The organism is Acinetobacter sp. 16 (genome assembly GCF_033439925.1).
Lineage (GTDB): Bacteria > Pseudomonadota > Gammaproteobacteria > Pseudomonadales > Moraxellaceae > Acinetobacter > Acinetobacter junii.
Window position 1 is genome coordinate 1635950 of record NZ_CP137746.1, and the last position, 12745, is coordinate 1648694.

Consider the following 12745-nt stretch of genomic DNA (forward strand, 5'->3'; position numbering starts at 1 on the left):
GAAATTAAATGCTAAGTTCAGTTTGAATTGAAATATTCGACGTCAAAAATTTATGAACAGGGCAGCTTTCTGCTACCTTTAACAGACGTTTGTGCTGATCTTCGGTAAATTCACCTTTAAGCACAATCTTACGCTCAATGTTGTTTTGAGCAGACTCTGGTTGACCATTTGGATTCAATGAAAGATCTACTTGAACTTGTTCAAGTTTAATTCCTTTGTGATTGGCGTACATTTCTAAGGTGATCGTCGTACACGCGCCCAGAGCAGATAATAATAATTGTATTGGATTTGGTGCAGTATCTTGACCGCCTTTATCTGCAGGTTCATCAGAATACCAAGTGTGCCCAGAAGAGTTCGTCAGTGTAACGCGATAGGGAGTTGATGTGCTGAGTGCTTGGGTAGAATAAGTCATGATTTACCTTGTTGTGAATCTTTTTAAATTAAAAAAATCATAGATCAATCGAGAATACGAATGAACTATCCAATTGTCTAGTATCGAATCTGTATAATCATATTGAGTTTAATACACGCTGTAACCCTTTTATTGTTGCACTGATGAAACATATCGTTTTATAAAGAATAATGAATAAAAATACTTGATGTATACACTAATCACTATATCAAACAAGGATACGAAAAATGCAATTTAAAACATTAAGCTTAGGTTTAGCCGTTGCCATCGCAAGTTCTGTAACTTTAGCTGCGCCTGTGGACTATAAAATTGATCCAACACATACAGCAACAGTGTTTAGCTGGAATCACTTTGGTTTTTCAACTCCGAGCGCGAATTTCACTGATATTCAAGGCGTGATTAAAGTTGATAATGCTAAACCATCAAACTCTTCTGTAGATGTGATTATTCCAATCAGCAGTGTGAATACAAATGTTCCTGCTTTGGATAAAGAGTTCCAAGAAGAAGCTTGGTTTAACGCAGCTAAGTATCCGAATATCACTTTTAAAAGTACTAAAGTAGAAACTAAAGACAAGAAACACTTCAAAATTACGGGTGATTTAACCGTTAAAGGTGTGACAAAGCCTGTGGTTTTAGATGCTGTGCTGAATAAACAAGGTGAGCATCCAATGGCAAAAGTACCTGCAATTGGATTTAATGCAACGACTTCATTTGATCGTTCTGCATTTGGTATCGGAAACTATGTTCCGAATGTAGGTGATAAGATCACTGTAAATATTACAACTGAAGCAACTGCTGCTAAGTAATATCGAAGTACTCAAACTTCAAAAAAGCTCACGCTCAATAGCCGTGAGCTTTTTTATTTGCTCATTATCTAGAGAAAATGACTATGTGGTAGCATTAAATGCTTCTGAATAAGTGACACAACCACTTGGTATGTGGTCGGTAAAAGCAAGAATTTGAAAATAGTCTGCTGGAACATCTTCTAGGATCAATCTAGCATCAGCCTTAAAGCCAAATTTTCCATAATAATTAGGATCGCCGAGTAATACGCATCCTTTTGCATTCAGTACCTTGATCTTATTCAAACCTTCTTTGATAAGTTGAGAGCCTATACCATTTGCTTGATATTCTGGTAGAACTGAAATAGGACCTAAACCATACCAATCTGTCGCACCATCTGAAATAGAGACGGGTGAAAAGGCAATATGCCCAACAACTTGATTGTTAATTTCAGCGATTAAAGAAAGGGTTAACTGATTGTTTTCTCTCAGCGCATTTACAAAGAATTGTTCAGTGTGGCTTGAATATTCAACTTGTGAGAATGCTGATTGTGTTAAATCAAAAATGGCTTGGATGTCAGTGTTCTGTTCATTACGGATTTGAATGTTCATTTTAGTTACCTAGTACTTTTTAAATCACTGATGAAGCAAAATCATGTTATTGCTTCATCAGATGATGATTAAGGATGTTTATTGATTATCGAGTTGAGGCCGTACGTTTCTAAGCCCATTCAAATTGATTTGATAGGGTTGACCTTCCTGTGATTTGATCAATCTTTTCTTTTTAAGTTTTCGAAAAACATCGAGTGAGCAATCAGATAATACAAAACCTTCACGGCTATAACATTCTACAGCAATGATTTGTCCTGATTCATTTTTGAGTTTTACGATTTTTCCGCCTTTTGCTAAGACGTGTAAAGTCCTTTGTTCAGACTTGGATAGGTTCATGTTGGAATCCAGATATTAAGTAATCAAAAGCAAAGATAGGCATGAAGCCTGAAAATTCGCGTTGATAACCCATTTCAAATTTTTATTGAAATATGGTTATCAGATTACTGCTATCTCCAACATAAAATCCTCGATGTAGATTGGATATGAAATTTGCTAATCAATATATAGCTTGTGATATAAAAAGTAAAATATTATGTGAAATATACTGTATTTTGGGTGCGAGAGTTAAGGTGTATAGCCTTATATTTATGATTAACTTAAGATGCAAGTATCGCTGTATTTCTAATATTTGTATGTACAGCACAAATATTATTTTCAAGGTAGGATAGGATGGATAATCAGAAATTCATACAGCAGGCCGTCGATTTAGCACTAGAAAATGTAAAACGAGGCGGTCGACCATTTGCTGCTTTGGTTGTAAAAAATAATGAGATCATTTCAACAGGTATAAATCAGATTAAGTTGACGAATGATCCGACAGCACATGCTGAACTGCTCGCATTACGAGAAGCAGGTCGTTTATTATCTACTCCAAATTTAGAAGATTGTACGGTTTATGCAAGTGGGTAACCTTGTCCAATGTGTCTAGCTGCAATAAGAATGGCTGGTATTTCAAAAGTATTTTTTGCATTCTCCAATACGGATGCTGAACCATTTGGTTTATGAACTGCGAAAATTGCCGAATTATTGAGAGTTGAACCTCAGTTTCAAGAGGGTTTAGAGTTTACTCAATTAAAATCGAATCACTGCTCAGATTTGTATGCAATTTGGCAAAGACAACAGTAGATTGGATTGCGAAGAGTTACTTTTAGATTAGTAACTTATTGAAAATCTATGTTACTTTTTTGCATGCTTTTCTTTTAAAAGTAAGTATGCGGGAAGAGATTTTTTCGCTTGACGGCGAATCATGATTTTTATGTATAAAACGATCGCAAAGCAGGCTGTTGCAATTGTAAGCATCAGGCTATTCATATAACTCATTAAAGAGCTAACATAACCAATCGTAGCAATACGCCGTTGCATCCTTTCAACTTGCGTACTGGATTCAATACCTGTAATCGCCCATGTGCAAAGGTGTTCACAATTATTGATAATCAAATGGTAGTGATTTTCATGCATACGTGATCGCATGCGACGTACAACAGCCTTAGCTTTATATTTCGGTGATTCATAATAACGAATATGAATAGGCTTATCACGAGCAAAACGCTCTAGTGTCGTTATTTCAATAGGATGTTTTTTGAAAATATGTGCAAAGCCTGAGTAGTGAATAACTCTTCCACGACCTGCATAGATGCCATGATGGCTATAACCAAAGTGTTTGACGATGAGATGAGCGCCAAGATAAAAACGTTGATGTTTTTGCTGCATGCCTATTCAAGAATATTGCATTTTACCTAGCTATTTTAGTGAAAAAAGATGAATCTATCGAGCATATTTCATCAATCAATCATGTGAATATGTGTTGAGTTTGTATCTGTCATCTAAATTGAGGTTATATTCTAAAGTAGGTGCTTTTGTGATGTTGAGGAATTTGAAATTGTTGTTGAATCGATGTCTATTACTATCAAGTATGGTATTTCAAGCTACCACAGTTTTTGCATTTGAATATCAAAGTATGAAATTCGAGGATGTTCAATTTGAAGTGATAAAGGTCGATGACTTAAAGGATTTGCAATTATTTTTAAAAAATCCTCGAACAGGTGATTTCTATCAAAAGTTTTCGAATATTCAAAGCGACTTAGCTGCATGTAAAGAATTACGTTTTGCGATGAATGCTGGGATATATCATCCCAACTTTGAGCCTGTGGGGTTGTATATAGAAAAAAAGAAAAAGCTTTCTGAATTAAATGAATCAGCTGGTTTTGGTAATTTTTTTATGCAACCAAATGGTGTCGTAGCGTGGAATGATCATGGTGCTGTCATTCATTCAACAGCAGACTATAAGAGAGCAAACTTTACAGCAAATTTCGCGACACAATCAGGACCAATGTTGGTGCATAAAGGACTAATAAATTCTCAATTTATAAAGGATTCAAATTCTTTAAAAATTCGTAATGGTGTTGGGGTACGGGATGATCATTTATATTTCGTGATTTCAGAACAGCGTATAAATTTTTATCAGTTTGCAAAGTTCTTTAAACAGCAGTTGAGAGTAGATGAAGCTTTGTATTTAGATGGATCGATTTCTAGCTTGTATTTAAAAGACATTCAACGTAATGATAGAAAATATAATTTGGGACCAATTGTTGGATTAACACATCAAATGAATTGTAAGTTATAGAACCCTAATCCTCTCGTTCAGAAAAGATTAGGGTATTATTTTTATTGGATTGGTGGGTTGATCATCGCAAGTAATTCTTTACGACTATAACCACGAGAAATCAGGACTTTTTTGATGCCTTTAATCACATCTTCATCTGTAGCTTTTACTAAAGCCTCAAGAAGTTGTTCATTTGATTTGCAAGAGCAATCATTTTCAACACAAGAGGTTTGATTCTTGTGTTCGTTATATTGTTGATCAGCATTCAACAATTTTTGCCAAAAACTCATAGAGCCTTCATATACAACCTAACATAGATCGAAATATAGTCACTTTAAAATAAAATACAAGTCAGCATAAGTGATAAAAGCAGCAGTTGAACTTCAATTTTTTCGATGATTTTTAATGTTATTAACGAAATTATGACAACTTAATGACTTGACCGTTGATATTTCAAAGTTTTTTTATAAAAAACTCAAATGAAAAATAGAGAGTTATAAAAACTCTCTATTAAAAATGCTTACATTGAAATAGTTTGTTTAAATTTTTTCAAGTAATACACCAGACTCAACATGATGCGTAAAAGGGAATTGATCAAACATAGCAAACTTCTGAATGCGGTGTGTTTGTGTCAATATTTTTAAGTTATCGTGTAGCGTGTCTGGGTTGCAAGATATGTAGATAATACGTTCAAAACCTTGTAACAGCTTGAGCGTTTCGTCATCAATGCCTGCGCGTGGTGGATCAACAAATACAGTGTCAAAGTCATAGCTTTGAATATCAATTTCAGCTTCTAATAAACGTCTAAATGTACGTTCACCTTGATATGCTTGGGTAAATTCTTCAGCTGATAAACGTGCTACTTGAATATTATCAATTTGATTCTGCTCAATATTCCATTGCGCTGCATGAACTGATGATTTAGCAAGTTCAGTTGCAAGAACGCGTTTAAATTTCAGAGACAGTGGTAGAGTAAAGTTACCATTACCGCAATACAGTTCTAGTAAATCTTTTTGAGCACCTTCCGCAGCATCACAAGCCCATTCAAGCATATGTTGGCAGACTTGAGCATTAGGCTGGGTAAAGCTGCTTTCAATTTGTTTGTATTTGAAAGTACGTCCATGAACATTAAGTTGCTCAACAACGTAATCATCTCCAATAATGACCTTTTGACCGCGGCTACGTCCCATAATTTTAATATTTAATTTATCAGCAAGTGCTTTTGCTGCACTTTCCCATTCTGCATCCAAACGGCGATGGTAAATCAGCGTTACCAACATTTCGCCACTTAAAGTGGATAGGAAATCTGCTTCAAAAATACGTTGCGAAAGAATCGGAGTTGCTTTTAATTCTTCTAGTAGTAGTGGCATTAAATTATTGATACTGATATCAGCAATCGGGAAATCATCGATACGAATAACAGTTTTTTGCTTACCATCTTCAGCACGTTCAAACATGGCATAAAACAAATCATCTTCAGTGTGCCAAATACGGAATTCTGCACGCATACGAAAATGTTGCTCAGGTGATTGAAATACTTCTAAAGCAGGGGGATTGAACGGTGCAAATTGTGCGGTGATTCGTTCAACTTTCTCTTGAAGTTGCTGTTGGTAAGATACGGTCATAAAAAAGAAAACTGTAGGTAAAAACTAAAGGGGAATGGTATCAAAAAAAGCAGTAAAAGGTGCAGGGAAATTATGATTATCCCTGATTTAAACGAATTGGTTTCATTACATGATGGTGTGGAAATTTTTGTAAAAACCATTTGTCTTAAAATTAGAAAATAAAAACCCGAACCATGTAGAACATGGTTCGGGCTGGGAGATTTGAAGACTTAAATTAGTCTTCAGATAAAGTCATTAAACTCGCATTACCGCCGGCAGCAGCGGTATTTACACTAATAGCTCGCTCAATGACTAGACGTTCTAGAGGAATCTGCTCATCTGTCTTGAGATGAGTAATGCCCACGATTGCTCCAGAACGGTTCGCAATTTTCGTTTGCAGTTCAGTTAATTGTTCAACTGAACCATGATGTAAAACAGCATCAAAAGCATCTTTTTCGATGTCTGAAATCACTTTAATTGCTGCTAACACATCTTTTGGTAAAGATTTCTGATGCTTAGCCAAGAAAGCATTATCTTTAGTAACAGCAGCAGTACTGCTTACTGCGAAAATCGCTAGTAACTGCTGTAACTGGCTCGCTTCATCATTTGCGATAGAAAGCACACGATGACGAGGTAAGATAATGTATTGGTTACTTTCACCAGTAGGACCTTGCAACTCATAGAATTTACCAACGCCAAATGCAGGAATCGTTGGAATTGCTTGAGGCATATTTTGCTTAGCCCAATTTAATAAGTTTTGGTAAGCAACATTTGAAACTGCTTCAAATGTTGAAACTTCTGATTTAACAGCAAATGGTGTTGCTAAGACTTTTTCAGAACAATGTTCCATCAAACGATACATATATAATGGACCGCCTGCTTTAGGACCTGTACCAGATAAGCCTTCACCACCAAATGGTTGCACGCCAACAACTGCACCAACGATATTACGGTTGATATATAAGTTGCCTACTTCTGCGCGTTGAATGACAGTATTAATCGTTTCATCAATACGTGTGTGTAGACCCATCGTTAAGCCGTAACCTTTTGCATTGATGCGATCGATCAATTGCTCAAGTTCACCATACTTATATGTGATGATATGCAATACAGGACCAAATACTTCACGCTCTAAATCATCAAGGTTTGGTAATTCGATCGCAGTTGGTGGAACAAATGTGCCTTGAGCAAGTGCTTGTTGGCTTACAGCATCGTTAAACATCAATTGATGAACAGGGTAGCCCTTTGATTTCATCTTTTGAATGTGATTATCAATGGTTTGTTTTGCTTCAGTATCAATTACTGGTCCAATATCAGTTTTTAAGATAGCAGGATTACCTACGATCAACTGTTTCATTGCACCTTTCAACATTTTCACAACTGTTGCAGCACTATCTTCTTGAACACATAAGATACGAAGAGCAGAACAACGTTGACCTGCACTATCAAATGCAGAACTTACCACATCCAATACGACTTGTTCGGTTAATGCAGATGAATCAACGATCATGGCATTTTGACCACCTGTTTCCGCGATTAACGGAATTGGTTGACCATTCGGAGATAAGCGTTTTGCCACAGTTTTTTGCAAGATTTTTGCAACTTCTGTAGAACCTGTAAACATGATGCCTTGGATACGATCATCTTGGCTCAATTGCGCGCCAACTGTTTCACCGCGACCAGGTAAAAGTTGAACCGCACCACGTGGTACACCAGCTTCCCAAAGCATTTGAACTGCTTGAGCTGCAATCAATGGAGTTTGCTCAGCTGGTTTTGCAATCACACAGTTGCCGCTTACTAACGCAGCTGCAATCTGACCCGAGAAAATCGCAAGAGGGAAGTTCCATGGGCTGATACATAAAACTGTACCTAATGGCTTCACTTGTGCATTTGCAGGTAAGTTTTCAATTTGAGTTGCGTAGTAACGTAAGAAGTCTACTGCTTCACGCACTTCTGCAATCGCATTGGCATAGGTTTTACCACTTTCACGGCAAAGTAATACCATCAATTCTTTGATGCGAGCTTCCATCAAATCCGCAGCGCGTTTTAAGCAAGCTGCTCGTTCAGTTTTGTTTGTCGCAGCCCAACTTTGCTCTGCTTGTACAGCTGCTTCTAGTGCAATTTGTACATCAGCGCTAGTTGCCTCGTTTACATAGCCTACGATTTCACTATTTTGTGCAGGGTTTGTAATTGCAAGAGCATTACTTTGATCATGGACTGTTGATTCAAATCCAAGTAATGGCGCACTTTTCCAGACGTGATTACGAAGTTTTTGGGCTGTAGCATCTAAGTCTGCAAGCGGTGTGTCGTTGTTTAAATCGAAACCATTTGAGTTTGGACGCAACGGATATAAATCATGCGGAAGAGGAATAGCAGGATGTTTTAAACCAAGCTGACCTTCTTCTTTTGCAGCAGTTTGAATATCTTTAATAGGTGATTGAATTAAATCATCTACTTTTAATGTTTTGTCTGCAATGCGGTTTACAAATGAAGTGTTTGCACCATTTTCAAGTAAACGACGAACTAAGTAAGCCAATAGGGTTTCATGATTACCAACTGGCGCATACACGCGACATGGAATACCAAGTTTACCGTCTTCTTTTGAACCCACAACTTGTTCATAAAGTGGTTCACCCATGCCATGCAAGCATTGGAATTCATATTGACCAGGATAGTATTTGCTTGGATCAGCTAGATTGTAGATCGTTGCAAGTGACTGTGCATTGTGTGTTGCAAATTGCGGATACACTTGATCAGGTGCAGCAAGAAGTTTCTTCGCACAAGCAATATATGACAAATCTGTATGTACTTTACGTGTGAACACAGGGTAGTCAGTCATACCTTCAATTTGAGCTTTTTTGATTTCACTATCCCAATATGCACCTTTCACTAGGCGAATCATGAGACGTTTGTTGCTGCGTTTTGCAAGATCAATGATGTAATCGACAACGAAGAAACAACGCTTTTGGTAGGCTTGGATAACAAAGCCAATGCCTTTCCAGTTTGCAAGTTTAGGTTCGAAGCATAGACGCTCTAACATTTCCAAAGAAATTTCTAAACGTTCTGATTCTTCAGCATCGATGTTTAAACCAATATCATAATGCTTAGCTAAACATGCGAGTTCGAAAACTTTGTTATAAAGTTCATGGTGAACACGACTGATTTGCGAGCGTTGGTAACGAGGATGCAATGCTGAAAGCTTGATAGAAATACCAGGACCATCATATACGCCACGACCATTAGATGCTTTACCAATCGCATGAATCGCTTGGGTATAGTCGTTGTAATAGCGTTCAGCATCGTGATCTGTGAGTGCAGCTTCACCTAACATGTCATAAGAGTAACGGAAACCTTTATGTTCAAGTGGCTTAGCATGTTCAAGTGCTTCTTCAATAGTTTCACCAGTAACAAACTGTTCACCCATCATACGCATAGCGACGTCAACCGCTTTACGAATAATACCGCGACCACTACGTGCCAATAAGCCCGTTAATACACTCGATAAACTTGTTTGTTTTGGAGTTTCCATTAACTTTCCAGTTAACATCAAACCCCAAGCAGCAGCGTTTACGAACATGAGGCTACTTTGACCTACGTGCTCTTTCCAGTTGCCTTGATTGATTTTGTCACGAATCAAAAGATCACGTGTCGCAGTATCTGGAATACGAAGCAATGCTTCTGCTAAACACATGAGTGCCACACCTTCTTGAGAAGAAAGTGAGAACTCTTGAAGTAAACCTTGCACGATACCTGCTTTACCAGCAGAACTTTTGCGTTCACGTAGATTGTTCGCTAGATCGAATGCAAGTTCATAAATTTTTTGATCGAGATCTGGAGAGATATTTGCAGCTTCAGCAAGTTCAGCGACAGCTTCAGGTTCAGCACGTCGCCAAGCTGTATTAATGCGTTGCTCAAACTCACTTTTTTCTTTAAATTCGGTGATATAACCACCATCGTTGTGAGCTGTGTCCATTTGTGCGGGAGTATCCAAAGTATTCATACTAAATTCCAATAACAATCTCTAGAACATATTGAGTAGAGAGGTTTAGATAATTTATGATTACAGAATAAAACCCGAGTAACTCACTATATTTAGTCCATTTTTTAGAGGAAAATTCAGTTGAATGGCCCTATTTCTACATTAGATCGAACAGATCTAAAAATTCTGGATATTCTTCAAACAGATGGAAGAATTTCTAACAGCAAATTAGCTGAATTAGTGAACCTATCTCCCACAGCCGTCATGGCTCGTGTGCAGAAGCTTACAAAGGATGAATTTATTCTAGGCTATGAAGCAAAGCTTAATCCAGCGAAGCTTAATGCGAATTTTTTAGTATTTGTTGAGGTACTGTTAGATAAAACGACCCCAAACGTACTTGATGATTTTATTGATGCAGTAACGCAATACCCTGAAATCGTGGAATGCCATATGGTGAGTGGAGGCTTTGATTTTCTAATCAAATTGCGCAGTGCCGGGATGGAGGAGTTTCGTCGCATTGCAGGGCAGATTTTGTGGCAGTTACCTGGTGTCAAAGAAACACGGAGTTATCCCGTGATGCAGGTTGTGAAGGATAGCTCGAAGATAAAAATCAAATCGAGGACAAAATTTTGAATCAAAAAAAGGGGCTTTAAAGCCCCTTAAATTTTTGAAGAATTATTTCATGTCTCTAGCATAGATTTCTTCAGCTTGTTCAAAGCGGCTAGTAACATTTGCATTTGGTGCTTTACCAAGCAAACTTACAACCACGATGCTGACAAATGCGAATGCGAAACCTGGAATAATCTCGTAGATGCCTGTTTCACCGAAGAAGTTTTTCCAAACAATCACGGTAACTGCACCGACAACCATACCCACAAGTGCACCGTTCAATGTCATACGCTTCCAGAACAATGAAAGAATAATCAAAGGACCGAATGCTGCACCGAAACCAGCCCAAGCATAAGCAACCAAACCTAAAACTTTACTGTCAGGGTTTTGAGCTAACACCAGCGCAAGTAATGCAACTGCAAGTACCATTGCACGACCAATCCAAACGAGTTCTTTTTGAGACGCATTTTTACGGATAAAGCCTTTGTATAAATCTTCAGTCAAAGCACTTGAACATACTAGTAACTGACAACTTAGCGTACTCATAATTGCAGATAGAATTGCAGCTAAGATTACACCTACAACCCAAGGGTTGAATAAGATTTTTGTGAGTTCCATGAATACTGTTTCATGGTTACCTGCTACCGCGGCAGCAAGTTCTGGGTGTTGCTGGAAGTAAGCGATACCAACGAAACCTGAACCAACAGCACCAGCTAAACATAGAATCATCCAAGTCATACCGATGCGACGAGCTGCTGGAATAGATTTTACTGAGTCAGCTGCCATGAAGCGTACAAGAATGTGAGGTTGACCAAAATAGCCTAAGCCCCATGCTGCTGCTGAGAGGATCGCAACAAAACTTAGATTCGAGACAAAGTCGTAAGCATGTGGGCGAGCAGTTTCTACCAAAGCAGTAAATTCTTCTGCGCCAATTCCTAATGACATGTATGTCACAATTGGAAGAAGCAATAAAGCGAAGATCATTAAACCTGCTTGGAAAGTATCCGTCCAGCTGATTGCTAAGAAGCCACCAACACACACATAGCCAATTGTTGCAAAAGCACCTAACCATAAGGCAGTTTCATAAGGCATATGGAATAGTGTTTCAAACAATCGAGCACCAGCAACCATGCCTGAAGCACAGTAAATTGCAAAGAAAACCAGAATGATCAACGCAGATGTGACACGCAAAATTTTCTTCTGATCATCAAAACGACCAGTGAAATAATCTGGTAATGTTAGTGCATTATTCTGTACTTCGGTATGAACGCGTAGACGTCCAGCAACCAAATACCAGTTAAGCCATGCACCGATGATTAGCCCGATCGCAATCCATGATTCTGATAATCCAGTCAAGTAAATGGCACCAGGTAAACCCATGAGTAACCAACCACTCATATCCGATGCACCAGCAGATAAAGCGGTGACAAAACTACCTAGACTACGTCCTCCGAGAATATAATCATCTAGGTTTTTGGTGGAGAAATAGGCGTATAAACCTATACCGAGCATGGCAAGAATATATACTACGAACACAACAACGGTGGGATTTGAAAAATTCATAATGGATGCTTGTCCTTACATATCCATAATTTTGCAATCACATCTGAATAGCCAAAAATGATTTACTATTCTAATAAGACTGATAAGGTCACAGATTCAATCACGAATGATTTTTAAAAAACTGTTATAATTATGTATCTAAATTGTATTGTTTGTGTAATTTAAATTAAGTGTATGAATCTTAATTTCTTTATTAAATAAATTAGACTTTTTTATCATAACAAATGTATTTTATTTGGGTGAAAAATATTCAAAATATTCATATCTGTTACAAATCTGAAACATTTACTTTTAAAATTAAAAAAATATACGAGAAGCATCGGCTTTAGTGGCTAATTTGAGTCCAAGTTTTGCAGTTTATTATCTCAAAATGCTTATATTTTGAACTGAAAATTAAGGTTTATGACTAATATTCTGAGTTTTTAAGATAATCAAAATGCTTATGCATAAGTTTTTATAAAGTTTTAGATGCTAAACATCATGGTTTTGCTTGTGATAGCTTAGCTATTTATAGTTATTTTAGAACGATATTTATTCATCAATTGTTAGCTTTAGTAAAAGGGCTTAGCCATATCAAACTTT

Annotated in this window: 11 protein-coding genes and 1 pseudogene; 4 read left to right on the top strand and 8 right to left on the bottom strand. The window is 37.4% G+C overall.

What is annotated here, in order from left to right:
• Positions 1–4 precede the first annotated feature (4 nt).
• Positions 5–412 carry an OsmC family protein gene (locus R2H34_RS08065; protein ID WP_087540716.1) on the bottom strand — a complete coding sequence of 136 codons (408 nt, stop codon included), beginning with the start codon at positions 410–412 and terminating at the stop codon, positions 5–7.
• Positions 413–639: 227 nt separating this feature from the next.
• Between R2H34_RS08065 and R2H34_RS08070 the strand changes: the two genes are divergently transcribed.
• Entirely contained in the window at positions 640–1218 is a 579-nt protein-coding gene (locus tag R2H34_RS08070; RefSeq protein WP_004915385.1) for a YceI family protein, read from the top strand.
• 81 nt (positions 1219–1299) lie between these two features.
• Here R2H34_RS08070 and R2H34_RS08075 read toward each other — a convergent pair whose 3' ends face one another.
• Positions 1300–1806 carry a GNAT family N-acetyltransferase gene (locus tag R2H34_RS08075; protein ID WP_087540714.1) on the bottom strand — a complete coding sequence of 169 codons (507 nt, stop codon included), beginning with the start codon at positions 1804–1806 and terminating at the stop codon, positions 1300–1302.
• A 78-nt stretch (positions 1807–1884) separates the two neighbouring features.
• Entirely contained in the window at positions 1885–2142 is a 258-nt protein-coding gene (locus tag R2H34_RS08080) for a YjhX family toxin (protein ID WP_151723305.1), read from the bottom strand.
• A 333-nt stretch (positions 2143–2475) separates the two neighbouring features.
• On the opposite strand from R2H34_RS08080, the pseudogene R2H34_RS08085 reads away from it, so the two are divergent.
• Positions 2476–2931: pseudogene (locus R2H34_RS08085) on the top strand (nucleoside deaminase).
• 51 nt (positions 2932–2982) lie between these two features.
• Here the strand turns inward: R2H34_RS08085 and R2H34_RS08090 are convergent.
• Positions 2983–3516 carry a lecithin retinol acyltransferase family protein gene (locus R2H34_RS08090; RefSeq protein ID WP_004954724.1) on the bottom strand — a complete coding sequence of 178 codons (534 nt, stop codon included), beginning with the start codon at positions 3514–3516 and terminating at the stop codon, positions 2983–2985.
• Positions 3517–3667: 151 nt separating this feature from the next.
• Here R2H34_RS08090 and R2H34_RS08095 point away from each other — a divergent pair, with 151 nt between their 5' ends.
• Complete coding sequence (locus R2H34_RS08095; protein WP_318342547.1) at positions 3668–4429, top strand: phosphodiester glycosidase family protein; 762 nt, start codon at positions 3668–3670, stop codon at positions 4427–4429.
• 41 nt (positions 4430–4470) lie between these two features.
• Here R2H34_RS08095 and R2H34_RS08100 read toward each other — a convergent pair whose 3' ends face one another.
• The 3 genes from R2H34_RS08100 to putA form a co-directional block, all read right to left on the bottom strand.
• Positions 4471–4698 carry a hypothetical protein gene (locus tag R2H34_RS08100; RefSeq protein WP_004954718.1) on the bottom strand — a complete coding sequence of 76 codons (228 nt, stop codon included), beginning with the start codon at positions 4696–4698 and terminating at the stop codon, positions 4471–4473.
• 249 nt (positions 4699–4947) lie between these two features.
• Positions 4948–6033: a tRNA (uridine(54)-C5)-methyltransferase TrmA gene (gene trmA, locus R2H34_RS08105; RefSeq protein WP_129262646.1), complete on the bottom strand. Its 1086-nt coding sequence runs from the start codon at positions 6031–6033 to the stop codon at positions 4948–4950.
• A 214-nt stretch (positions 6034–6247) separates the two neighbouring features.
• Positions 6248–10012 (bottom strand): trifunctional transcriptional regulator/proline dehydrogenase/L-glutamate gamma-semialdehyde dehydrogenase, encoded by a 3765-nt coding sequence (gene putA / locus R2H34_RS08110; RefSeq protein WP_087540710.1) that lies wholly within the window; start codon positions 10010–10012, stop codon positions 6248–6250.
• 120 nt (positions 10013–10132) lie between these two features.
• On the opposite strand from putA, the gene R2H34_RS08115 reads away from it, so the two are divergent.
• On the top strand, positions 10133–10624 hold the full coding sequence (locus R2H34_RS08115; protein WP_004915403.1) for an Lrp/AsnC ligand binding domain-containing protein: 492 nt from the start codon (positions 10133–10135) through the stop codon (positions 10622–10624).
• Positions 10625–10666: 42 nt separating this feature from the next.
• On the opposite strand, the gene putP is transcribed toward R2H34_RS08115, so the two are convergent.
• Complete coding sequence (putP, locus tag R2H34_RS08120; protein ID WP_004954704.1) at positions 10667–12163, bottom strand: sodium/proline symporter PutP; 1497 nt, start codon at positions 12161–12163, stop codon at positions 10667–10669.
• Positions 12164–12745 lie beyond the last annotated feature (582 nt).